Origin of the sequence: Thalassobaculum sp. OXR-137, assembly GCF_034377285.1 — a bacterium.
Lineage (GTDB): Bacteria > Pseudomonadota > Alphaproteobacteria > Thalassobaculales > Thalassobaculaceae > Thalassobaculum.
Genome location: NZ_CP139715.1, coordinates 420436 through 442481, shown reverse-complemented (window position 1 = coordinate 442481; position 22046 = coordinate 420436). Strand labels below are relative to the sequence as shown.

General features: G+C 68.4%; 23 protein-coding genes. 8 read left to right on the top strand and 15 right to left on the bottom strand.

From position 1 onward, the window contains the following. Positions 1 to 4 precede the first annotated feature (4 nt). The gene (gene argB, locus T8K17_RS02150) at positions 5 to 919 is read left to right on the top strand and encodes an acetylglutamate kinase (RefSeq protein WP_322332863.1); all 915 of its coding nucleotides are present in this window, start codon (positions 5 to 7) and stop codon (positions 917 to 919) included. A 21-nt stretch (positions 920 to 940) separates the two neighbouring features. Here argB and T8K17_RS02145 read toward each other — a convergent pair whose 3' ends face one another. Continuing rightward, a complete protein-coding gene (locus tag T8K17_RS02145; RefSeq protein ID WP_322332862.1) occupies positions 941 to 2179 on the bottom strand; it encodes a DUF2336 domain-containing protein in 1239 nt (412 codons plus the stop codon). 6 nt (positions 2180 to 2185) lie between these two features. After that, positions 2186 to 3889 carry a diguanylate cyclase domain-containing protein gene (locus tag T8K17_RS02140; protein WP_322332861.1) on the bottom strand — a complete coding sequence of 568 codons (1704 nt, stop codon included), beginning with the start codon at positions 3887 to 3889 and terminating at the stop codon, positions 2186 to 2188. A gap of 78 nt (positions 3890 to 3967) precedes the next feature. Between T8K17_RS02140 and T8K17_RS02135 the strand changes: the two genes are divergently transcribed. The 5 genes from T8K17_RS02135 to T8K17_RS02115 all read left to right on the top strand — a co-directional run bounded on the left by T8K17_RS02135 (position 3968) and on the right by T8K17_RS02115 (position 7562). Beyond that, positions 3968 to 4129, top strand: coding sequence for a hypothetical protein (locus T8K17_RS02135; RefSeq protein WP_322332860.1), 162 nt, complete (start codon positions 3968 to 3970; stop codon positions 4127 to 4129). Between the two features lie 26 nt (positions 4130 to 4155). Further along, entirely contained in the window at positions 4156 to 4827 is a 672-nt protein-coding gene (locus T8K17_RS02130; RefSeq protein WP_322332859.1) for a pyrimidine 5'-nucleotidase, read from the top strand. An 87-nt stretch (positions 4828 to 4914) separates the two neighbouring features. Beyond that, on the top strand, positions 4915 to 5772 hold the full coding sequence (dapD, locus tag T8K17_RS02125) for a 2,3,4,5-tetrahydropyridine-2,6-dicarboxylate N-succinyltransferase (RefSeq protein WP_322332858.1): 858 nt from the start codon (positions 4915 to 4917) through the stop codon (positions 5770 to 5772). A gap of 16 nt (positions 5773 to 5788) precedes the next feature. Further along, positions 5789 to 6982: a succinyl-diaminopimelate desuccinylase gene (gene dapE, locus T8K17_RS02120; protein ID WP_322332857.1), complete on the top strand. Its 1194-nt coding sequence runs from the start codon at positions 5789 to 5791 to the stop codon at positions 6980 to 6982. Between the two features lie 4 nt (positions 6983 to 6986). Further along, complete coding sequence (locus T8K17_RS02115) at positions 6987 to 7562, top strand: hypothetical protein (protein ID WP_322332856.1); 576 nt, start codon at positions 6987 to 6989, stop codon at positions 7560 to 7562. A 152-nt stretch (positions 7563 to 7714) separates the two neighbouring features. Here the strand turns inward: T8K17_RS02115 and T8K17_RS02110 are convergent, their stop codons facing one another. The 9 genes from T8K17_RS02110 to T8K17_RS02070 form a co-directional block, all read right to left on the bottom strand. Continuing rightward, positions 7715 to 8170 carry a YtoQ family protein gene (locus tag T8K17_RS02110; RefSeq protein WP_322332855.1) on the bottom strand — a complete coding sequence of 152 codons (456 nt, stop codon included), beginning with the start codon at positions 8168 to 8170 and terminating at the stop codon, positions 7715 to 7717. A gap of 59 nt (positions 8171 to 8229) precedes the next feature. Beyond that, positions 8230 to 9564 (bottom strand): MATE family efflux transporter, encoded by a 1335-nt coding sequence (locus tag T8K17_RS02105; protein ID WP_322332854.1) that lies wholly within the window; start codon positions 9562 to 9564, stop codon positions 8230 to 8232. 535 nt (positions 9565 to 10099) lie between these two features. After that, entirely contained in the window at positions 10100 to 10834 is a 735-nt protein-coding gene (locus T8K17_RS02100) for a TerC family protein (protein ID WP_322332853.1), read from the bottom strand. Positions 10835 to 10842: 8 nt separating this feature from the next. Continuing rightward, entirely contained in the window at positions 10843 to 11463 is a 621-nt protein-coding gene (leuD, locus tag T8K17_RS02095) for a 3-isopropylmalate dehydratase small subunit (RefSeq protein ID WP_322332852.1), read from the bottom strand. A 3-nt stretch (positions 11464 to 11466) separates the two neighbouring features. Then, a complete protein-coding gene (gene leuC / locus T8K17_RS02090; RefSeq protein WP_322332851.1) occupies positions 11467 to 12870 on the bottom strand; it encodes a 3-isopropylmalate dehydratase large subunit in 1404 nt (467 codons plus the stop codon). Positions 12871 to 13059: 189 nt separating this feature from the next. Next, complete coding sequence (gene cobU, locus T8K17_RS02085; protein ID WP_322332850.1) at positions 13060 to 13575, bottom strand: bifunctional adenosylcobinamide kinase/adenosylcobinamide-phosphate guanylyltransferase; 516 nt, start codon at positions 13573 to 13575, stop codon at positions 13060 to 13062. Beyond that, complete coding sequence (locus T8K17_RS02080; RefSeq protein WP_322332849.1) at positions 13572 to 14729, bottom strand: acetyl-CoA acetyltransferase; 1158 nt, start codon at positions 14727 to 14729, stop codon at positions 13572 to 13574. The genes cobU and T8K17_RS02080 overlap by 4 nt, the downstream gene beginning before the upstream one ends. Further along, the gene (locus tag T8K17_RS02075) at positions 14726 to 15124 is read right to left on the bottom strand and encodes a Zn-ribbon domain-containing OB-fold protein (RefSeq protein ID WP_322332848.1); all 399 of its coding nucleotides are present in this window, start codon (positions 15122 to 15124) and stop codon (positions 14726 to 14728) included. Before T8K17_RS02075 ends, T8K17_RS02080 begins: the two co-directional genes overlap by 4 nt. Before the next feature lie 174 nt (positions 15125 to 15298). Further along, complete coding sequence (locus T8K17_RS02070) at positions 15299 to 16843, bottom strand: gamma-glutamyltransferase family protein (RefSeq protein ID WP_322332847.1); 1545 nt, start codon at positions 16841 to 16843, stop codon at positions 15299 to 15301. A gap of 277 nt (positions 16844 to 17120) precedes the next feature. Between T8K17_RS02070 and T8K17_RS02065 the strand changes: the two genes are divergently transcribed. Continuing rightward, the gene (locus T8K17_RS02065) at positions 17121 to 18119 is read left to right on the top strand and encodes a 2-hydroxyacid dehydrogenase (RefSeq protein ID WP_322332846.1); all 999 of its coding nucleotides are present in this window, start codon (positions 17121 to 17123) and stop codon (positions 18117 to 18119) included. 114 nt (positions 18120 to 18233) lie between these two features. Here T8K17_RS02065 and T8K17_RS02060 read toward each other — a convergent pair whose 3' ends face one another. The 3 genes from T8K17_RS02060 to T8K17_RS02050 are packed head-to-tail and all read right to left on the bottom strand — an operon-like array spanning position 18234 to position 20407. Continuing rightward, entirely contained in the window at positions 18234 to 18995 is a 762-nt protein-coding gene (locus T8K17_RS02060) for a sulfite exporter TauE/SafE family protein (RefSeq protein ID WP_322332845.1), read from the bottom strand. Positions 18996 to 19016: 21 nt separating this feature from the next. After that, positions 19017 to 19646 (bottom strand): pseudaminic acid biosynthesis-associated methylase, encoded by a 630-nt coding sequence (locus tag T8K17_RS02055; RefSeq protein WP_322332844.1) that lies wholly within the window; start codon positions 19644 to 19646, stop codon positions 19017 to 19019. After that, a complete protein-coding gene (locus tag T8K17_RS02050) occupies positions 19643 to 20407 on the bottom strand; it encodes a glycosyltransferase family protein (RefSeq protein ID WP_322332843.1) in 765 nt (254 codons plus the stop codon). Before T8K17_RS02050 ends, T8K17_RS02055 begins: the two co-directional genes overlap by 4 nt. 86 nt (positions 20408 to 20493) lie before the next feature. On the opposite strand from T8K17_RS02050, the gene T8K17_RS02045 reads away from it, so the two are divergent. After that, positions 20494 to 20958 carry a GNAT family N-acetyltransferase gene (locus T8K17_RS02045; protein WP_322332842.1) on the top strand — a complete coding sequence of 155 codons (465 nt, stop codon included), beginning with the start codon at positions 20494 to 20496 and terminating at the stop codon, positions 20956 to 20958. On the opposite strand, the gene pseG is transcribed toward T8K17_RS02045, so the two are convergent. Then, entirely contained in the window at positions 20940 to 22046 is a 1107-nt protein-coding gene (pseG, locus tag T8K17_RS02040; protein WP_322332841.1) for a UDP-2,4-diacetamido-2,4,6-trideoxy-beta-L-altropyranose hydrolase, read from the bottom strand. The genes T8K17_RS02045 and pseG overlap by 19 nt on opposite strands.

Genomic DNA, 22046 nt, shown 5'->3' with positions numbered 1-22046 from the left:
CGCCATGACCAGCAAGCCGATCGACCTTAAGCGGCGGGCCGAATGGCTGTCGAAGGCGGGCATTCTGACCGAGGCGCTTCCCTACATGCGCCGATACTCAGGCAAGACCGTCGTCATCAAGTACGGCGGCCATGCCATGGGCGACGACGACCTGGCGCTCAAGTTCGCGGCCGACATGGTGCTGCTGCAGCAGGTCGGCATGAACCCGGTCGTGGTGCATGGCGGCGGCCCGCAGATCGGCAAGATGCTGGAACGGCTCGCCATCAAGAGCGAATTCATCGACGGGCTCCGCGTGACCGATCAGGCGACGGTGGAAATCGTCGAGATGGTGCTGTCCGGCGCGATCAACAAAGGCATCGTCGCCGCCATCAACCAGGCCGGCGGCCGGGCCATCGGCCTGTCGGGCAAGGATGGCGGGCTGATTCGGGCGGAGAAGCTGCGGCGCACCAAGGTCGATCCCGACAGCAACATCGAGAAGGTGCTCGATCTCGGCTTCGTCGGCGAGCCGACCAAGGTCGACGGCTCGCTGCTGCGGTCGCTGGTCTCCCAGGACCTGATCCCGGTGGTGGCGCCGATCGGCCTCGGTCCCGAGGGCGAGACCTACAACATCAATGCCGACACCGCCGCCGGCGCTGTGGCGGCGGCCGTCGACGCCAGCCGCTTCATGCTGCTGACCGACGTGGAGGGCGTGCTGGACAAGGACCGCCGTCTCATCCCGGAACTGACCGTGTCCCAGGCGCGCGAGCTGATCGCCGACGGCACGATCTCCGGCGGCATGATCCCGAAGATCGAGACCTGCATTGAGGCGGTCGAGGGCGGCGCCGAGGGCGCCGTGATCATCGACGGCCGGGTGCAGCACGGCGTCCTGCTGGAGCTGTTCACCAGCCACGGCATGGGCACCTGGATCCGGCGCGGCTGATCCGATCTCCTCGGACGGCGGTCAGGCGTTCTGGCCGCCGTCGAACATCCCGAGCTGCCAGAGCATGTCCTCTTCGCTCAGCGGATAGCTGCCGCGCACGCCGCGCAGCATGTCGCGCTCGGCGATATAGGCGAGGCGGAGCTGGAGCTGCTCGGCGAAGGACATGCTGAGCCCGGCCTTCCAGGACAGGGCGATCACCGCCTTGGCACTCCCCGAATTCAGGATCGAGTGGACGATCGGCTCCTTGTAGCCGGTGCGCACCGCCAGGCTCGAGATCACCTTGGCGCGGCGGCCGGAGGCCACGGCCTGGACCAGATCGTCCTCCGACAATCCGGTGCCCTGCGGGCTGGTGCCGACGGTCTCCTCGAGCCGCTGGGCCATGACGGTCTGCAGGTGCTTGGAGGTCTCCGGATCGAGGTCGGAGCGGCGGGCGAGCTGCTCCACCAGGGCGCTGGCGACGAACTCCGACAGACGGCCGATCTGCCGGCCGGCGAGCTTCGGCCGCGCGACCAGCGGGGCGTGCCAGCTCGGCTTCTGCGGCGCCCCTTCGATCAGCCGGTCCAGGGTTTCCTCCCGGATCTGGGCGGACTCGTTGCCCAGCAGCACGGCGATGGCCGCATCGTCGCCGCTGGTGGCGATCGCGTCGGTGACTTTGGAGGAGACGCCCTGGCGCCGGGAGATGGCGCTGACCGACCCGGTGTGCGACGGCGCGCTGATGACGTCCACCAGGAACTCGTCGCTCAGCAGGCTGGAATGCTCGAGCACCGGGCCCGCGACCTCGATGGCCGCGTCGCGTGCCAGGACCTGGATCACGCCGGTGATCACCTCGGGCGGGGCGCTGTCCACGTCCTTGATGGATTCCGCCAGCCGGGCGCGCACCTTCACGGCGGCGTCGAGGGCCAGGGCCTCCAGCACGTTGATGGTGAGCTGCCGTTGGGGGCCGCGGCGTTCGTCAACCACGTCGGGCGCGAGAACCCCAATCTTCTCCGCCACGGCGCAGCGCACGCCCTCGTCGTCGTCCTGGGCCAGAAAGTCGTCGGCCTGACGCGGCGTGTTGATGTTCGCCGCCACCACCCGGCGGACCGCCCGGTCGGAATCCTCGGCCAGGAAAAACAGAAGCTCCGGCGGCACGTCGAGGCGGGCGGCCAAGGCGCAGCGTTCCGGCACGGAGCCGGTGCGCGCGATTTCCATCGACTGGGCGAGGGTCTGCTTGTCGGCGGTCTTGTCGTCGGAGCGGCGGCGCGGTGTCGGCTTGGTCACGGTTCCTCACCCAGGCGTTTCGATGGTGGTTTCGGCATCGGCGTCGGGAGCGATCCGGTACCAGCCCTTACCGCCATGCTTGATTTCGTACATGACCGCGTCCGCCCGTTCGATCAGATGCTCGCGGCTTTCGCCGGAGCCCGGCCGATAGACGGCCATGCCGATGGACAGGCCGACAGGATAGTCCGGCGATCCGGAATACTGCAGCAGTTCCTTGCCGGTCTCCAGGATCCACTCGGCGCGGGCCGGCGCCTCCGCGACCGACACCCCGTCCAGCCACAGCGCGAATTCGTCGCCGCCGAGCCGGGCGATCAGGTCCCCCGGCTGGGCCTGGCGCTTGAGGATGTCGGAGAGATGGACGAGCGCCTGGTCGCCCACCTGGTGACCCTTGGTGTCGTTGACCTTCTTGAAGTTGTCCAGGTCGACATAGGTCAGGGTTCCGGGCACGCCGCCGCCGGCGGACAGCCGGCGGGTGATCGCGTCGTCGAAGGCGCGTCGGTTCAGCAGGCCTGTCATCGCGTCGGTGGTCGACAGCCGCTCCAGATGCTGGTGGGCGGCGGCCTGGTGCAGGGCGATGCCGAGCTGGTCGGAGAGGTCGGCGATGAGCTGGGCGTCGTCGTCGCTCCAGTCGGCGGTCTCTCCCGCGCGCCACAGCAGCACGGCGCCGTTGATCTCGTGGTGGTGAGACAGGCGGTGAGCCAGAACCGCGCCGATATCGTAGGCCTCCACCGCCGGCTCGCGGCTGTTGGTGATGCGCTCGCGCATCTCCTCGAAAATCGCGTCCGGGACCGGCGTGCCGACCGCGGCGGCCAGGGACATGCCGGTGCCGGGCAGGATGCGGTAGACCGAGCAGCCGTCGGCGTTGCCGCCGCGGAACACCGCCTCGGCGGCGAGCGACAGCATCCGGTCGGGATCGGTCTCGTCGCGGATCGCGCGCATGATGTGGGCGGTCAGGCGCTGGCGGGCGCCGACCCGGGCGAGTTCCATGTCCCGCATCCGGTCGTCGGTCACGTCGCGGCAGACCCCGCGCGCACCGGCCCAGCTTCCGTCCGCGGCGAAGAGCGGGGCGGCGGCGGTCTCCAGCCGGGCCTCGCCGCCGTCGGGCCGGCGGAAGGTGATCTCCATCTCCTGGCGCGCCTCGCGTGTCCGGAACGGGCTGTCGACGGTCACGCCCGGCGGGGTGACCAGAAACGCATCCGCCCGCCGTCCGATCAGGTCCGCCGCCGACCAGCCGATGCCGCCATGGGGGGACACGAAGGCGAAGCGCCCCTCGGCGTCGGTCTCCCAGGCCAGGTCGGCGGAGATTTCCACCAGATCGCGGTAGCGCTGGCGCGAGTCGACCAGGGCGGAGCGCAGGTTGCGGTCGACGGAGACGTCGCGGCCGATCAGCAGCACCGCGCCGTCCTCGCCCACCGGCAGGGCCGAGAAGCTGGTGGCGCCGGGGGCGGTCCCCGGGACGTCGCGCAGTTCGATCACGGCGGAGATCCCGCGCCCGGCATGGCGGGCCTCGGCGATCAGCGAGGCGATGTCGCTCAATTCGGGGAGGCGCCGCGCGAGGTCGGCGCCGGCCATGTTCCGGGCCTGAACCTTGTCGTCCTGGCCGACCAGGATCGCGGGGCCGTCGGCGAGGGCGAACGGGCCGGTCGACACCATTCTGGCGACCAGCACCTCGTCCTGCGCAGCACCGGCAGTTTCGCCCGGAACGCTCATTCGCCCACCCTACCCGATCACCGCCTGATCCGCATTCGATTGAGTTATCGTCATGGCAGCGGGGACGCCGCAGGTCCAGTGCATTTGTGGCAAATCGACGCTGACCCGTCGACCCTCACCCGCAGGCTGGTGCTCGGCGAGACGGTGACGGGCACGGGCATGGTGGGTATTGTCCTGGCCAGCGTGGGGGTGGCGGTCTCCAGCGGGGTGCTCGGTGCCCTGCGGCGGCGCGCTCCCTGATCCCGACCCGATGCCCAGGACGCCGCATGCTCGCCAAGACCATCGACTGCTGGATCTTCGATCTCGACAACACCCTGTATCCGGCGCGCTCCAACCTGTTCGTCCAGGTCTCCGCCCGGATGACCGAGTTCATCAAGGACCGCTTCGATCTGGAGCACGAGCCGGCCCGCGAACTGCAGCGCGATCTGTTCCGCCGCCACGGCACCACCCTGCGCGGGCTGATGACCGAGCACGGGGTCGATCCGGCGCCTTTCCTAGACTACGTGCACGACATCGACGTCAGCATCATCGACCCGGCGCCGGAACTGGACGACCTGCTGACCCGCCTGCCGGGCCGCAAGGTGATCTACACCAACGGGTCGGTCGGCCATTTCGAGCGGGTGGCCAAGCGCCTGGGCGTCGACCGCCATTTCGACCACGTCTACGACATCGTCGCCTCCGACTATTCGCCGAAGCCGGACCCGGTGCCCTACGACAAGCTGATCAGGCTTCTCGACATCGACCCGACGCGTACTGCGATGGTCGAGGACATGGCCAAGAACCTGAAGCCGGCGGCAGATCTCGGCATGACCACGGTCTGGCTGAAGAGCGATTTCGACTGGGCGACCGACGGCGCCGACCAGCCCCATGTGCACCATGTGGCCGAGGATGTGATCAGCTTCCTGCGCGCCGTGGTCGACGGCGAATTGGAGTCGTGACGCGCACCGCGTTGACAGCCCTCCGGCCCCCCGCCATTGTGCCGCAGACCTGCGGATTTCCGACCTTTCGACATGAGCCGAGACCCCATGACCTCTGATCTTCAAACCGTCATCGACGCCGCCTGGGAAAACCGAGACAGCATCACCGTCTCCACCAAAGGCGAGGTGCGCGACGCCGTCGAGGCGGCGCTGGAAGGGCTGGACAACGGCTCGATCCGGACCGCCCAGCCCGAGGGCAATCACCAGTGGAAGGTCAACCAGTGGGCCAAGAAGGCGGTCCTGCTGTCCTTCCGGCTGAACGACATGGTGGTCGTCCCCGGCGGTCCCGAGGATCCGGAGCGCGGCCCGTCCGTGTGGTGGGACAAGGTCCCGTCCAAGTTCGCCGGCTGGAACGAGAACCGGTTCCGCGAGGCCGGCTTCCGCGCCGTGCCGAACTGCGTCGTGCGCCGCTCGGCCTATATCGCGCCGGGCGTCGTGCTGATGCCGAGCTTCGTGAACCTGGGCGCCTATGTGGACAAGGGCACCATGGTGGACACCTGGGCCACCGTCGGCTCCTGCGCCCAGATCGGCAAGAACGTGCACCTGTCCGGCGGTGTCGGCATCGGCGGCGTCCTTGAGCCGCTGCAGGCCGATCCGGTGATCATCGAGGATAACTGCTTCATCGGCGCGCGCAGCGAGGTCGTCGAAGGCGTGATCGTCGAGGAGGGTGCGGTGCTCTCCATGGGCGTGTTCATCTCCAAGTCGACCCGCATCATCAACCGGGAGACCGGCGAGATTCATATCGGCCGGGTGCCGGCGTTCTCGGTCGTGGTGCCGGGCTCCATGCCGGGCAAGCCGCTGCCGGACGGCACGCCGGGCCCGTCCCTGTCCTGTGCGGTGATCGTCAAGACGGTCGACGCCCAGACCCGGTCGAAGACCTCGATCAACGAGCTGCTGCGCGACTGATCGCGAGGAGATCGAGATGTCGGCGTCCCCCCAAGCCGGCTCGGCGTCCGCCGGCTCTGCGTCGTCGGCGCGCCTCGACCCGGTCGAGGTCGCCGCGGACCTGATCCGCTGCCCCAGCGTTACCCCGGAAGAGGGCGGTGCCCTCGACCTGCTGCAGTCCCTGCTGGAGCCGATGGGCTTCGCCTGCCATCGGCTGCGGTTCGAGGCGGAGGGGACCCCGGCGATCGACAATCTCTACGCGCGCCGCGGCACCGAGGCGCCGCACCTCTGCTTCGCCGGCCATACCGACGTGGTGCCGGTCGGCGATATGGGCGCCTGGACCAAGGGGCCGTTCGACGGGACAATTGCCGACGACCGGCTCTGGGGCCGGGGGGCGGCCGACATGAAGGGCGGCATCGCCGCCTTCGTCGCCGCGGTCGACCGTTACCTGTCCTCCAGCGCGGGCAAGGGCTCGATCAGCCTGCTGATCACCGGCGACGAGGAAGGCCCCGCCGTCAACGGCACCACCAAGGTGCTGGACTGGATGGAGGCCAACGGCGAGATCCCCGACATGTGCATCGTGGGCGAGCCGACCAATCCGAGCGCCATGGGCGACATGATGAAGATCGGCCGGCGCGGCTCCTTCACCGGCCACATCACGGTGCATGGGACCCAGGGGCACGTCGCCTATCCGCATCTGGCCGAGAACCCGGTCCACAACCTGATCCGACTGCTGGAGCCCTTCGCCCACGGCACCCTGGACGAGGGCACGGCGCATTTCCCGCCGACCACCCTGTCGGTGACCACCATCGATGTCGGCAACCCGGCGACCAACGTCATCCCGGCGGAGGCGCGCGCCACCTTCAACGTGCGCTTCAACGACGCCCATTCCGCGGAGTCGCTGGAGAAGATGTTCCGGGGCAGCTTCGACCAGAAGGGCGTGCGCTACGAGATGACGACGGAATGCTCGGGCGAGAGTTTCGTCACCGAACCCGGGGCGCTCTCGGATCTGATCTCGGACGCCACCTTCGCCGTGACCGGCCGCCGCCCGGAGCTCAGCACCACCGGCGGCACCTCTGACGCCCGCTTCATCAAGCGGCTCTGCCCGGTGGTGGAGTTCGGGCTGGTCGGCCAGACCATGCACAAGGTCGACGAGCATGTGGCCGTCGCCGATATCCGCACGCTCACCGATATCTACGCGGACGTGCTGAACCGCGCGCTGGGTCGTTAGGGTCATGGCCTTGCCGCCGATCCCCAGCCAGTCGGAGATCGCGGCCTCCGTCTATGGAACCTGGCGCCTGCTGCTGGGCGACAAGGGCGGTCTGAGCTATTTCGGGGCGGGTGAGGGCGCCTTCTGGCGGTCCTGCTGGGTCCTGGCGGCGGTGCTGCCGCTGAACCTGCTGATCTTCCTCATCCAGTCGGCGGCCGTCGACGCACCGCTGTCCTTCGGGCAGTTGGTCATGGTCGGGCTCACGGTGGTGATCGCCTGGTACGGCTACGCCCTGGCCGCCCATTACGTGCTGCCGTCGCTCGACCGGTCGGAGCGCTACTACGACTACATGATCCCGGAATTCTGGTCGTCCCTGCCCACCGTTGTGGTCCAGTTCGTCTGCATCGGCCTGGAGACCGCGGACATGCTGCCCGGGTCCCTCGGCAAGATCCTGACGGTCGGATCCTTCGGCGCGGCGCTGTGGCTGCGGGCTCAGATCCTGCGGCTGTCGCTGGACATCACCTATGGCGCGGCCGTGGGCCTGGTGATCGGCAGCCTGGTGTTCAACGCGGTGCTGGCGGCGATCCTGATCCCGGGGTGACGGCCTCGCTCACTCCAACCTCTCATTTACACTTTCACACTCCCCGGACTTGTTCCGGGGTGAGACCAGATCTCTCGCGCCCATCAGGAGGACGCCTCGCCCCGGAACAAGTCCGGGGAGTGTGAGAAGGGAACGGAGAAGGTTCTGTTCTGTTACCCCGGCAGCTTGCCGGTCAGCACGTAGCGCAGGATGTCGACCACCTGCTCCGGCGTCTCTGCCACCGCCAGGGCGGCGCCGTCGACCTCCTTCAGGGCGTGGGTGTGCTCCGGGGCGTGCAGCACCACCAGCGGCGTGCCGAGGGCCGCCGCGTAGCCGGCGTCGAAGGCCGCGTTCCACTGCTTGTACTTCTCGCCGAAGCGCACGACGACAACGTCGGCCTGCTCGATCAGGGTGCGGGTGCGGATCGCATTCAGCTTGGCGCCCTTGTGGTCCTTCCAGAATCCCTTCTCCTCCGCGCCGAGGATCGCCACGCCGCAATCGTCGCTGGCGTCGTGGTCGGTGACCGGGGCGGAAAACTCGACATCCAGGCCGGCGGCCCGCGCGCCCTTCTCGATGACGTCGCGCCAGTCGGTATGGATCTCGCCGGACAGATAGACGGACAGGGTCACAATGGCCTCCTCACGGTGATTGGGATCGCCCCAGGGCTTAGCACATCCGGCCCGGGAGGTCAGGGTCGCGGGCCGGCCATGGCCTGGACCCGGGGGTAGTAGAGGTACAAGGTCACCGCCCGCGCCCCCATGAAGGCGACATAGGCGCCCCACAGCCCGTCATTGCCGAACAGGTCGACCAGCGGCAGGCCGGCGGCGACGAAGGCGATCAGCGAGGCGATCATGGCGTTGCGCATCTCCGCCGTGCGGGTGGCGCCGATGAAGATGCCGTCGAGCTGAAAGGCCCAGATGGAGGCGAGCGGCAGCAGGATCGCCCAGATCAGATGGGCGTCGGCTTCCCGGCGCACGCTGTCGATCCCCGTCAGCAGCTCAATGATCAGCCCGCCGAACAGCGTATAGATCGCCGCCGCGACGACGGCCACCGCCAGGGCGCAGACCGTGCCGGCGCGGGCGGCGATGTCGAGCCGGAGCCGGTCGCGGGCGCCGATCGCCTTGCCGACGATGGCCTCGGTCGCCTGGGCGAAGCCGTCCATGGCATAGGCCGAGAGGGTCTGGAACACCATGAGCACGGCGTTGGCGGCCAGCGCCACCTCGCCGAGGGCGGCGGAGCGGTCCATGAAGAAGGCGGTGCCGGTCAGCACACAGACGGTGCGGATGAAGATGTCCCGGTTGACCGCCACCATGGCCTTGATCGGGGTCAGGCTGAAGATCCGGTCGCGCTCGAAGCGCCCGCCGATCTGGCGCAGCAGCCGTCGGGCCAGGACCAGGGCGACGACCAGACCGGCGGTCTGGCCGAGCACGGCCGCCCAGGCCACGCCTTCCACATCCAGGCCGGCGCCGAAGACCAGGACGACGGAGAGCAGGATGTTGATGCCGTTGATCACCACCTGCTGGATCAGGCCGTAGCGGGTGTTCTGCAGGCCGAGGAACCAGCCGAGCAGGGCGATGTTGGCCAGGGCCGGGACGGCGGCCAGGATCCGGATCTCGAAATAGTCCCGGGCATGGCTCTGGACCGCGGTGCTGCCTTCCAGCAGGGACAGGCCTGCCGTGCCGATGGGGCCCCTGAACAGGGTGAGCAGCCCGCCGAAGACGGCCGCCAGGATGAGCGCCCGGGCGAGCACCGCCCGGACCTCGTCCACCGCCTGGGCCCCGTGCGCCTGGGAGGCGAGGCCGGTCGTGCCCATGCGCAGGAAGCCGAAGGCCCAGTAGACATAGGTGAATATCAGCGTCCCCAGCGCCACGCCGCCGAGATAGGCCGGGTCGTCCAGATGGCCGATGACTCCGGTGGAGACGGCGCCGACCAGCGGCACGGTAAGGTTGGAAAGAATCAACGGCCAGGCGAGTGACCAGATCGAAACCAGATCGGTGCGTCGAAGGAAGGGGGACGAGGACAAAATCACCATCGGCCAGGCTGGGGCGGGCCCGCCAATCTAGGCCAGACACCCCCTCGGCTCACCCAAAATCGCCGGACGGAGGTGAACAACAAGTGTTTGAAAATGCCCCAAAAACGAGTGAAGGCCTGGAGACGGATCTCCAGGCCTTCCGTTACTCGCTATCCGAACCGGGCATCAGGTGGGGAGAGGGGGACGTGCCCCGATCCGAAAGCACTTCTAACTTAGGCGTTGTTTCTGTAATGTGCAATAGAAATTTTTGTTTCAGATCGAAAGGCAGAAGGCATGAAACGGAGAGTGTTCACACGTCGCCGTCATGCCGAGATCGTGGCCCGCAGACGGCTTCGGATCGCGACATGGCTGGGTGCACCCCTGGCCCTGGCGGCGCTGGGGTGGGAAATGCTCGCAGGCGGCGGAATGCCTATGCTCGGACCGCTTGCAGCCGGCGTCGTGGCGCTGGCCTATGCGGTCGCGCTGGTCCGGATCCACGACCTGACGGGGGAGTGGACGTTCTTCTAGGACGGGGATTTCGGCGACTTTAAGGTTTTAAAGTCTTAAGCTTGTGTCGGTTGCGGCGCGCCAATTGGTTGAGCGCCTCGACGGCGACGGAGAAACCGATGGCCGCGTAGAGGTAGCCGCGCGGGATGTGGAAATGGAGTCCGTCGGCCACCAGCGCCACGCCGATCAGCATCAGGAACGACAGCGCCAGCATCTTCGAGGTCGGATGCTTGTGGATGAAGTCCGCGATGAACCCGGATGCGGCCATCATCACGCCGATCGACACCACCACCGCGGCGATCATCACCTCGATATGCTCGACCATGCCGATGGCGGTCAGGATGGAATCGACGCTGAACACCATGTCGAGCGCCATGATCTGGACGATCACGCTGGTGAAGCCCGCCGAGACGGTGGCCTTGGGGCCCTGATCCTCCTCGTCGCCCTCGACGGTCTTGTGGATCTCCAGCGTGGCCTTCGCGAGCAGGAAGGCGCCGCCGACCATCAGGATCAGATCGCGCCAGGACAGGTCCATGTCCTGGAACGTGAAGGCCACCGCCGTCAGCCCGATCACCCAGGTGATGGCGAAGAGCAGAGCGATGCGCATCACCAGGGCGCCGGCCAGTCCGATCGTGCGGCCCATGGCCCGCTGCTGCTCCGGCAGCCGGTTGGCGATGATCGAGACGAACACGACGTTGTCGATGCCGAGCACGATCTCCATCAGGGTCAGGGTGAGGAAGCTGGCCCAGACGGTGGGATCGGCAAGAAGGTCCATTATCACGCTCAACCTGTTGGAGTACGCCAGGGGAAGTCCTGGCCGTAGGAACGCTCGAAGGCCGAGAGGGTTTGAGAATGGGCGAGGGTCAGGTCGATATCGTCCTTGCCGTCCATCAGGCACTCCTTGACGAACGGGTCGATCTCGAAGCCGACGGTCTCCGGATCGTTGGCCAGCCGCACGGTCTGGCTGGCGAGATCGACGGTCAGCGGCGCCGACGGGTCGGCCTCGGCCATTTCCCAGATCTTCTCGATCGCTTCGATCGGCAGCTCGACCGGCAGCAGACCGTTCTTGGCGCAGTTGGAGCGGAAGATGTCGCCGAAGCTGGCGGCGATGATGCAGCGGAAGCCGGCATCGGCGAGGGCGTAGACCGCACCCTCCCGGCTCGAGCCGCCGCCGAAATTGCGGTCGGCGACCAGGATCTCCGCCCCCTGGTATTGCGGCTGGTTCAGCGGGAAATCCTCCCGCATGGAGCCGTCCTCGTTCCGGCGCAGGTCGTGGAACAGGTAGTTGTCGTAGCCGTCCGAGCGCGGCTTGCGCAGGAAGCGGCCGGGCTGGAGCTGGTCGGTGTCCACATTGGCGAGCCGCAGGGGCACGACGGTGGCGGCGAGCTTGCCGAACGGTTCCATGGTCTAGCCCTCCGCCAGCTTGCGCACGTCGGTGATGGTGCCGGTGACGGCGGCCGCGGCCGCCATGGCCGGGCTCATCAGGTGGGTGCGCGATCCGGGGCCCTGGCGGCCGCGGAAATTGCGGTTGGTGGTCGACGCGCAACGCTCGCCCGGCGGCACCATGTCGCCGTTGGTCGCCGCGCACATGGAGCAGCCGGATTCCAGCCACTCCGCGCCGGCGCCGGTGAAGATCCGGTCCAGGCCCTCCTGCTCGGCCTGGTGCTTCACCATGGTGGAGCCGGGCACGATCATGGTCGGCACCTTCGTGCTGCGGTCCTTCAGGATGGCGGCTGCCGCCCGCAAATCCTCGATGCGGGCGTTGGTGCAGGAGCCGATGAAGACCCGGTCCACCCGCAGCCCGTCCAGCGGCGCGCCGGGGGTCAGGCCCATGTAATCGACCGCCTTCTCGAAGGTGGCCCGGCGCCCCTCATTGGCCTCGCCCGCCGGATCCGGCACGGCGGCGGTGACCGGCAGGGCATGTTCCGGCGACGTACCCCAGGTCACGGTCGGCGCGATCTCGTCGGCATGCAGGGTGACTTCGCGGTCGAAGACGGCACCCTCGTCGGTCTTCAGGCTCCGCCAGAAGGCGACGGCCGCGTCCCAGTCCTTGCCCGTCGGCATGTAGCGCCGGCCCTTGAGCCAGGCGATCGTGGTCTCGTCCGGCGCGATCATGCCGGCGCGGCCGCCGGCCTCGATCGACATGTTGCAGACGGTCATGCGCGCTTCCATCGACAGGCCGCGGATCGCCGCGCCGGCATATTCGATGACATGGCCGGCGGCCCCGTCGGCGCCGATCTTGGCGATGACGGACAGGATCAGGTCTTTCGCGGTGACATGCTTGCCCAGGGTGCCGTCGACGGTGATGCGCATGGTGCGCGGCCGCTTCTGCCACAGGGTCTGGGTGGCGAGCACATGGCTCACCTCCGACGCCCCGATGCCGAAGGCCAGCGCCCCGAAGGCGCCATGGGTGGAGGTGTGGCTGTCGCCGCAGACCAGCACGATGCCGGGCTGGGTGAGGCCGAGCTCGGGGCCGACCACATGGACGATGCCCTGCTCGGGGTCGCCCAGGCCGAACTGGCGGATGCCGTTGGTCCGGCTGTGCTCGTCCAGCAGCCGGATCATGGTGGCGATCTCCGGCTCGTCCGGGCCGGCCTCGCGGTTGCGCGTCGGCACGTAATGGTCGGCGATGGAGAAGGTGAGGTCGGGGCGGCGCACCTTGCGGCCGCTCATCGCCAGCTTCTCGAAGGCGTGGAACGAGCCTTCATGGCACAGGTGGCGGTCGATCCACAGCAGCGCCTGCCCGTCGTCGCGGGCGGTGACGGTGTGGGAACGCCAGATTTTTTCGAAGAGAGTGAGCTGCTCGGTCATGGCCTGGAGATTAGCCGGAAGCGGGGGGAGGGCAAGGGGGTGATGGAGGTATCGATGTGGTGAGGGGCTCGGACCCGTACCAACCCAATGCCCGTCATCCCGAACTCGTTTCGGGACCTCACTTTGGTCATCTGCTGGCGAGGTCCCGAAGCGAGTTCGGGATGACGGATGGGAAGATGGGGGCGAGCGTCATCCCTTCACCACCATCGAAATCCCCGCCACCACCAGGTCCACCCGACCCGCGCGCTCGGCAACCCTTTGGTGCAGGCGGCCAGCGTGGTCGCGGAAGTCGCGGGCCATCTTGTGCTCCGGCACGATGCCGAAGCCGACCTCGTTGGAAACCAGGATCGACGGACCCGTCGGCGCCGAACACCAGGCCAGTAGGTCGGCCGTCGCCGCGTCCAGGTCCCGGTCGTGCACCATCAGATTGGTCAGCCAGGTGGTCAGGCACTCCACCAGCACAACGCGCCCCGGACGGGCCTCGCGGACCAGCGTCCCGGCGAGGTCCAGCGGCTCCTCCACCGTCAGCCAGCCATCCGCCGCCCGGTCTTCCCGGTGGCGGACGATGCGCTCGGCCATCTCCGCGTCCATCGCCTCGGCGGTGGCGAGATAGACGACCTCGAGCCCGCTCTCCCGGGCGAGCGCCTCGGCCCGGCGCGACTTGCCGGACCGGGCACCGCCCAGGATCAGGGTGAGGGACGTCACAGGGCCGCCGCGGTGCCAAGCAGGGCGGTGGATTCATGGGCGAACATGCCGCCATTGCCATGGGCGAGGCCGATGGTGGCGCCCTCGATCTGCCGTTCGCCGCATTCGCCGCGCAGCTGCCGCACCGCCTCGATGGTGGTGAAGATGCCGAGCATGCCCGGATGGGTGCAGGACAGCCCGCCGCCATAGGTGTTGAACGGCAGCGCGCCGCCCGGCCGCAGCCGCCCGTCGCCGACGAAGGCTCCGCCCTCGCCCTTGGGACAGAAGCCCAGATCCTCCAGCAGCATGACGGCGTTGATGGTGAAGGCGTCGTAGACCTGCACCACGTCCACATCGGCCGGGGAGAGGCCGGCCATCTTGAACGCCTCGCGCCCGCTCTGGACGGCCGAGGTGGTGGTGAGCGACGGCATCATCGAATACTGGCGGTGGGTATGCCCGCCGGCACAGCCGAGCAGGTGGACGGGCGCCTTCTTCAGATCCTTGGCGCGGTCGGCCCTTGTCATGACGATGGCGCCGCCGCCGTCGGTCACCAGGCAGCAGTCGCGCACGGTCAGCGGGTCGCAGACCATGCGGGAGCCGAGCACGTCGTCCACGCTCAGCGGATCGCGCATGAACGCTTCCTCGTTCATCCCGGCCCACATCCGCGCGGCGACGGCGACCTCGGCGAGTTGTTCGCGGGTGGTGCCGTAGTCGTGCATGTGCCGGGCCGCCGACATGGCGTAGCCGGCGATCGGCGCGCGCAGGCCATAGGGCTTCTCGTAGGGCAGGTTCTCCGCCCCGGACGGCGAATGCAGCTTGCCGGACGCGGTGCGCTGGTTCGAGCCGTAGACGATGAGCGCCACGTCGCACAGCCCGTTCTCCAGGGCCAGGGCGGCGTGCAGCATCTGGATCACCGCCGAGGAGCCGCCGACGATGGTGGCCTCGGAGAAGCGCGGCTGGATGCCGAGATATTCGCCGTAGGTCAGGGCCGGGAACACCGAATGCATGGAGACGGCGAACAGTCCGTCCACGTCCTTCAACGTCAGTCCGGCATCGGCCAGGGCGGCGCGGGCGGCGTCGGCGGCGATCTCCATGTGGCTGAAGCCGGGGGCCTCGCCCAGATGGGCGGTGGCGGCGCCGATGATGGCGGTCTTGCCGCGCAGGGACCAGGTCATGCCGAAGCTCCCTTTTCCGGATCGAACACCACGACTTTCTGGCCGTCCTGCTCGGCGAGACGGGCGGCGACCGGCATGCCGATGGAAACCGCGGTCGGGTCCACGCCCTCCACCCGGCTCATCATCCGTACGCCCTCGTCCAGGTCGACGAGGCAGACATTATAGTCGCCGCCGCTCTCCGGCCGGCGCCGGATGACGGTGGTGGAATGGACGGTCCCCTTGCCGCTGGGCGCGACCCAGGCGAGATCCTCGCCGCCGCAGGACGGGCACATGACGCGCGGCTGGAAGATATGCGTGTCGCAGGAACCGCAGCGCTGAATGCGCCAGTCCCCGGCCTCCAGATAGGCGAAATAGGTGGCGTCGGGTCCGCCCGGGGCGGGCTTGGCGTCGGGCATTCGGGGTCCTCCGGTGTGTTGGTTTTTTCTCTGATTGTTTCGTCTCCCCGGCCTTGTGCCGGGGCCCAGGGTGGGTGCCGCTGGAGCGTCGGGCGATGTGTCTCCAAAGCTCCAGCAAGCGTCCGTCTCGGTCCCGGCGCAAGGCCGGGAAGACGTATCAAGAAATTCGGGCCGTCACACCACGCGACCCTGCGCCCGCGCGCGGGGATCGCCGACGGCGACCGCCATGCCGTCGGCACCGACCGAGATCGTCTGGCAGACCGCCATCATCGGGTCGCGCACCGGCTGCACCGACAGCGACAGGCCTAGATCGCGGGCGACCGCGCGGGCGGTGTCGGCGATGTCCGGGTCGCACATCATCGAGTCCTCCTCGGCATGCACCCGTGCCTCGCGCACCGCCTTTTCCAGCGGAATGTCCCGGCCCAGATGGTGGAACAGGATCTGCATCAGCGCGGTGACGATGCGGGTCGCGCCCGACGCGCCGATCGCCATGGCGGCTCGGTTACCCTCGAACAGCAGCGTCGGCATCATCGACGACGCCGGCCGCTTGCCGCCGACCACCGAATTGGCGCTGCCCTCCCAGGCGTGGAACAGGCGCATCTGGTTGTTCAGCAGGATGCCGGTCCCCGGCACCACCACGGCGGAGTGGTTGTTGTTGGAGAAGGTGATGCAGGCGGCGTTGCCGATCGCATCCATGGCGCAGAGGCTGGTGGTCTCCGTGCTCTCGCCACCGGGCGCGATGGGCGACGGCACGAAGGCCGGATCTCCGAGGCCCCGGCGCCGCGCGTTGAACATCGCCAGCATGGCCTCGGCCAGCGCCTTGGTGCGGCCGTACTCGTCGTCGGGCACCCCGGCGGCATCGAGCGCGGCGAGGCCCTTGGCCACCATGAACCCGGTCGACGGCGGCCCCATGGTCGCGATCCTACGGCCTCGGTACATGCCGCCGGCGGCCGGTCGGCGCACGACATGGTAGCTGGCGAGGTCGTCGGCCGTGAGGAAGCCGCCATGGGCCTCCATCTCGGCGATGATCTTGGCGCCCAGCTCGCCCTCATAGAAGACGCGCGGCCCTTCGTCGGCGATCAGCTCGAGACTGTCGCCGTATTCCGACATGTCCATGCGGTCGCCGGACTCGAACAGGCTGCCGTCCTGCTTGAGCAGCATCGCCGCGGTGGCCGGCATGTAGGACAGCATGTCCTTGCTGCGGGACATGCGCAGGGCGGCCTTCGGCGCGACATTGAAGCCCTCATGGGCGATGCGGATCGCCGGCGCCATCACCGACTTCAGCGGCATGCGCCCGAAGGTGTCCAGCACCCGGCACAGGCCGGCGGCGGCGCCGGGGACCGCGACCGAGCGGTGGCCGATCTCGTTGGCCTTGTCCTTGACCAGCACGGTGTAGTCGCCCAGCGGATTGGCCGCCTGGAACAGCTCGTATTTGGCGGTGACCGGGGCGGTGCCCATGAAGTCGAAGGTGGTCGTCGTCTTGGTCCGCGCGTGGTGCACGGTCATGAACCCGCCGGCGCCGAGGCCGCTGTCCAGCGGCTCGACCACGCCCATGGCGAAGGCGGTGGCGATCACCGCGTCGATGGCGTTGCCGCCGCGCTCCAGGATCTCCACGCCGGCCTCGGCCGCGTCCGGGTTGCCGCAGGCCACGGCGCCCAGCTTCATGGGCCCGCGTTCGAAGCCGACCCAATCGGCGTTCGGGTCAAAACCGTCAGGCATGCGGAGATCCTCCAGAAATGGGCAGCGTCCGGCAGCGGGGAGTGGTGCGCGGAGCCGGCAAAGGCTAGAGCAAATCACGTTCGGATGGAAACATCCGAACGTGTGAATTTGCTCTATCTTTAGGTATTTAGAGTACGATTCACGGATCAGATCTGGCCGATCTGATCCGATCGTGCTCTAGACAAAGCGGCCCGTGATACACAAGCTCCCTTCCGCCGTGCCTGCCCGGGGCGCCCATCCGCCCCCTCCGTTCTGCAAACTCCACTCGAGGTTCATCGTGAGCGAAACGCCGACCGTTCTGCTGACCGGCAAGAACTCGATCCGTCGCGCCGACTTCCTGGCCGAGCACACCCAGTCCGACCTGCGCTTCATCTGCTGCGACAAGGACGAGGAGCCCGAGCGCCTGCAGGAACTGCTGCAGGACGCGGATATCATCGTGGGCGGCGGAGGCGGCCTGACATTCCCGGAGACCAACCGGCTGAAGCTCTACCAGATTCCGTTCACCGGCTATGACTGGATCACCCCGCCGGAACTGCCCAAGGGCGTGATCTTCTGCAACACCCATGAGCACGAGACCACCATCGCCGAGCACATCCTGGCCGGCATGCTGGAGTTCCAGACCGGGCTGATGCGCGACACCCATCCGATGATGGTGGAGAAATCCTATAACGGCCGCTCGATCTCCGCCGGCCCGATGCACCGCGAGATGCGCGGCTGCACGGTCGGGATCGTCGGCTACGGCCATATCGGCCGCGAGGTCGCCCGGCGCTGCAAGGCGTTCGACATGACAGTGCTGGCGGTCAGCCGCACGGTCCGCGACGAGGGCGAGCTGGTCGATCAGTACTGGACGGTGGACGACGGGCTCGACCGGCTCTGCGCGGAGAGCGATTTCATCATCGTCTGCGCGCCGCTGGACGACGTGACCCGCGGCATGATCGGCGCTGCCCAGTTCAAAGCGATGAAGCCGGACGCGGTGATCTGCAATGTCGGCCGCGGCGAGGTGATCGACGAGGCCGCCCTGTACGAGGCGCTGTCGTCCAAGCGGATCCGCGGCGGGATCATCGACGTCTGGTACGTCTACCCGTCGAAGGAGGACCCGAACCCCTGGCCGTCCAAGTTCCCGTTCCAGAAGCTGGATAACGTGATCCTGTCGCCGCACAACTCGGCCTGGACCGAGCCGATGACCACCCGGCGCTGGATGTTCGTGGCCAAGCAGCTCGACCGCTTCGTGAAGGGCGAGCCGCTGGAGAACATCTGCTTCGAGGGGGAGGGGTAGACCACTTCCGTTTCCCCAAACTGTCATCCCGAACTTGTTTCGGGACCTTATCTCGGACATTGGCCCCTGAGGTCCCGAAACAAGTTCGGGATGACGGGTGTGGGCGTATAGGGCTTACCCCCACACCGCCTTGCGGATCAGGTTGGCGCCCATCAGGGCCATGACGATGAACACCGCCTGGCGGAACCGCGCCTGAGGCAGGTGGCCGCGGATCCGGGTGCCGATCGCCATGGCCGCCAGGGCCGCCACCAGCGCCACCGCCGACAGCGGCAGGGTCTCCACCGTGATGCCGCCATTGGCCCAGATCGCCACGACCCAGACCAGGCCGGTCAGGAAGAACGACAGTCCCACCCCCTGCACATACTCGTCGCGGGTCAGTTCCAGGCTGGCGAGATAGACCGCGATCACGATCCCCTGGCTGCCGGTCATCCCGCCGATGATCCCCGAGAACAGCCCGACCGGCACCGACAGGGCGAACTCACGGCGGCGCGGGATGGTCGGAATGCCGCCCAGCATCTGCATGCCGGCATTGGCGATCAGCAGGCAGCCGAGCGCCACCTGCATCCATTTCGGGTCGACCGAGAACAGGATCTCCGTTCCGATCCACAGCCCGGCCGCCGCCGCGGCGTTCAGCAGCCCGAAGCGTTTCGCCAGAGTGCCGACCGCGCCGACCTGGACGATCTGCCAGAGATTGGAGATCAGCAGCGGGATGATCAGGATGCCGATGGCGGTCCGCAGGCTGACGACGTTGGCCAGGATCGCCATGACGATGGTCGGCAGGCCGAGGCCGACGATGCCCTTGACCCCACCTCCGACAGCAAAGGCGAAGGCGACGAGCAGCGCGAGCGACAGCTCGGGAAGCGGGAGATCGGGCATGATGTATCCGGCGCCGAGAAGTCAGGCGCCGGCCTTTTCCATAAGAAACCAGGTGAGGTCGTCGGCCGGGAAGGCCGGATCGCGGTGGTACTGGAAACCGTAGTCCACCAGGCGCAGGTCGGGGAAGCGGTCCATCATCTCGCCGGCGAAATCGCGCTTGAACAGCCGGTCCTGATGGCCGCGATACGGGATCGCCGTGGGGCTGGGGTTGTAGTACTCCGACAGCAGGATCAGCCGCGAGGAGGCGGCGTAGAGGTTGTCGTACACCGTCGGCAGGGCGTCCGGGTTGATGTGGATGAGCACGCCGGAGCAGAAGGCGAGCTCGCTCACCGCGACCGGGTGCTTCTCCAGGATCGAGCCGTGATGCACCGTCAGGTCGGGCAGGGTGCGCAGCACCTCCACCGCCTTGGCGTTGATCTCGATGGCGGACAGGGCGATCTGCGGCAGCAGGTGGCGCAGGGCGACCAGGTTGATGCCGACATTCGGGCCGAACTCCACCGCCGAGGCGACCCCGCCGGCCCGCTTCAGGACGTTGGAGAACAGATGGGTGCGCGAGGCCAGCAGCGCCGCCCCCTGGTTGCGGTCGACATAGTCGTCGCCGAACGCCCCGCTCCAGAACGCCTCCTGTTCGGTGCGCCAGCTCGTCGTCATGTCGATCCTCCCGCGATCCTGTCTTCGTAGCGTCGCTGCTTCTGGGCGACGCCGGCGTTCAGTGTGCGCCATTCCGGATGCGCGTCCAGCAGCGCGATCACGTCGCGCCAGCCGAAGGCCGGATTGTCCGGGGTCAGCGCCTCGAGGATCCGCACCAGCAGCTCGTAGTCGGACCGCTCGTCCAGGGTCCAGCGATTGGCGCCGAGATTCACCGGCGACGTATAGCTGGCGATGCGGAACCGCTCCGGCTGACGGTAGAGGAACGGCGTCACGTGCTCGCGGTCGTAGGTGTCGTCCGCCTCTTCGTTGGCGATGCGCAGGGCGGCCATGGACACGACCTCGACATCCAGGCCGATCGGCCAGGTGCGCGGGAAGCTGTTGGTGGCGTAGTCCACCGGCGGCTCGCTGTCTCGGAACACCCCGACCACCGCGTCGAGCAGCGCCGGGTCGGTGAGCGGGCAGTCGCCGGTCAGCCGCACGGCGATGTCGGCGCCCACGCTTTCGGCCGCCTGCACGAACCGGTCGAGCACGTCCGGCTCGGAGCCGCGGAACACCGCCACCCCCTCGACTTCGGCGAGGGCGACGACCGGGTCGTCCTCGGCGTTGGCGGTGGTGGCGATGCAGACGGTGTCCACGCTCGCCGCCCGCCGCACCCGGTCGATCTGGTGGGCCAGCATCGGGCGTCCGGCCGCGGGCATCAGGACCTTGCCCGGCAGGCGGGTGGAGGTCATGCGGGCCTGGATCACGGCGGCAATCGTCACGTAGGTCTCCCGGGGCGTCTCCAAAGGGCGACTGACGGTAGCATGTGGCCGTCGCCCCGGCGCCGGATAACGGCTAGTCTGGGTTCATGAGCGACCGACCCGCCATCACCCTGCGCCCCGCCACCGCCGACGATTCCGAGGATCTGCTGGCCTGGCGCAACGATCCGCTGACCCGCGCGAATTCCCGCAGCGGCGAGCCGGTGACCCATGAGGCGCACGCGGCCTGGATGTCGCGGGTAGCGGCGGATGCGAATCGGCATGTCTGGATCGCCCTGGAGGGCGAGGCGAAGGTGGGAAGCACGTCGGCACTGCTGCACGAGGACGGGTCGGTCGAGATCTCCCTCACCGTTGCGCCCGAAGAGCGCGGCCGGCGTCTGGCGTCTGTGCTGGTGACGGGGGCGGTCGCGGAGGTGAAGGCCCTGTGGCCGGACGCGCGGATCCGCTCGGAGATCAAGGAAGGCAACACGGCCAGCCGAAAGGCCTTCGAGGCCTGCGGGTTCGAGCAGGTGGAGGAGCGTGACGGGCTGCTGCACTACGACCTGAAATCCTGAGGGCGGACAAGCCCGGCGATCAGCGCGGCGACCCGATCCGCGCCCCGGCCGTCGCTGCGCTCCCGCGCGTTCTGCGCCAGGACCTGTCGCCGGGCCGGGTCCCGCGCCACGGCGGCGACGGTGCGGGCCAGGGCGGCCGTGTCCAGGCGGTCCAGCGGTCCGATGTCGATGGCCGCACCCTGCCGGGCGAGGGCCGCGGCGGGGCCGGTCTCGCTCTCGTTCTGGGCGCCGACGATCATCGGCACGCCCAGGCAGGCCATCTCCAGCACGGTCGACCCGGCCGCCGACACCGCCAGATCGACGGAGGCGAGCAGGTCCGCCATGTCGCGCACGTCATGGCGGATCTCGACCCGCGCCGGCAGGAGTGCGGCCTGCCGCTCCAGATCGTGCAGCGCGGGGTTGGCCGCCCCGACGACCAGGATCACCTCAGGCTCGCCGGCGAGCTCCGCTGCGGCCTCGGCGACCGCACCCAGGACCAGGGCGCTGTAGCCTTTGGGATCCGCACCGCCCATCAGGACGAGCACGCGCCTGACGGTCTCCGGTATCGCGCGGAGGCCGGTGCCGGCGTCGCGGAACTCGCGGCGCAGCAGCCCGTAGGTCGGCCCGAGGCACAGCCGGGCCTCGGTCTTGCCGGAATACAGGGCGGCGTCCGCGTGCAGGTTCTGGTTCACCACCACCGCGCCGGGATAGGCCGACCGATGACCCATGTCGTCGATGGTGGCGAGCGGCAGTCCCGCCGCGGCGATCGCGGCGAGGTCCCCGTCCGCAATCTCCAGCCCGTCGGCCACCACGGCGGCCGCATCGTCCACCAGCTCCTCTGCCGGCCATCGGTCGTGCAGCACCACCTCCGCCCCTGCATCGTGATAGCGTTCGGCGATCGCGGGGGGCACGGCGGTGCAGGCCAATCGGGCGGTGCCGCCGAAGCCGATCCAGCTCTGGGCGAGCGCCAGGCAGCGCATCACGTGGCCCATGCCGATCCGGCTGTCGGCATCGGCGCGGATCACCAGCCGCTCGCCCTTCAGGGAGGCGGAGGTCGGTGCTGCTTCATTTGCGGCGGTGGGAAGAGTATCGTCTGGCGGCCGAATCAC

Excerpts from the sequence above, each read along its gene's own strand:
- argB (WP_322332863.1), top strand. The coding sequence starts at position 5 with ATGACCAGCAAGCCGATCGACCTTAAGCGGCGGGCCGAATGGCTGTCG.
- T8K17_RS02140 (WP_322332861.1), bottom strand. The coding sequence starts at position 3,889 with ATGAGCGTTCCGGGCGAAACTGCCGGTGCTGCGCAGGACGAGGTGCTG.
- T8K17_RS02130 (WP_322332859.1), top strand. The coding sequence starts at position 4,156 with ATGCTCGCCAAGACCATCGACTGCTGGATCTTCGATCTCGACAACACC.
- dapD (WP_322332858.1), top strand. The coding sequence starts at position 4,915 with ATGACCTCTGATCTTCAAACCGTCATCGACGCCGCCTGGGAAAACCGA.
- dapE (WP_322332857.1), top strand. The coding sequence starts at position 5,789 with ATGTCGGCGTCCCCCCAAGCCGGCTCGGCGTCCGCCGGCTCTGCGTCG.
- T8K17_RS02115 (WP_322332856.1), top strand. The coding sequence starts at position 6,987 with ATGGCCTTGCCGCCGATCCCCAGCCAGTCGGAGATCGCGGCCTCCGTC.
- T8K17_RS02100 (WP_322332853.1), bottom strand. The coding sequence starts at position 10,834 with ATGGACCTTCTTGCCGATCCCACCGTCTGGGCCAGCTTCCTCACCCTG.
- leuD (WP_322332852.1), bottom strand. The coding sequence starts at position 11,463 with ATGGAACCGTTCGGCAAGCTCGCCGCCACCGTCGTGCCCCTGCGGCTC.
- leuC (WP_322332851.1), bottom strand. The coding sequence starts at position 12,870 with ATGACCGAGCAGCTCACTCTCTTCGAAAAAATCTGGCGTTCCCACACC.
- T8K17_RS02080 (WP_322332849.1), bottom strand. The coding sequence starts at position 14,729 with ATGACCTGGTCCCTGCGCGGCAAGACCGCCATCATCGGCGCCGCCACC.
- T8K17_RS02075 (WP_322332848.1), bottom strand. The coding sequence starts at position 15,124 with ATGCCCGACGCCAAGCCCGCCCCGGGCGGACCCGACGCCACCTATTTC.
- T8K17_RS02070 (WP_322332847.1), bottom strand. The coding sequence starts at position 16,843 with ATGCCTGACGGTTTTGACCCGAACGCCGATTGGGTCGGCTTCGAACGC.
- T8K17_RS02060 (WP_322332845.1), bottom strand. The coding sequence starts at position 18,995 with ATGCCCGATCTCCCGCTTCCCGAGCTGTCGCTCGCGCTGCTCGTCGCC.
- T8K17_RS02055 (WP_322332844.1), bottom strand. The coding sequence starts at position 19,646 with ATGACGACGAGCTGGCGCACCGAACAGGAGGCGTTCTGGAGCGGGGCG.
- T8K17_RS02045 (WP_322332842.1), top strand. The coding sequence starts at position 20,494 with ATGAGCGACCGACCCGCCATCACCCTGCGCCCCGCCACCGCCGACGAT.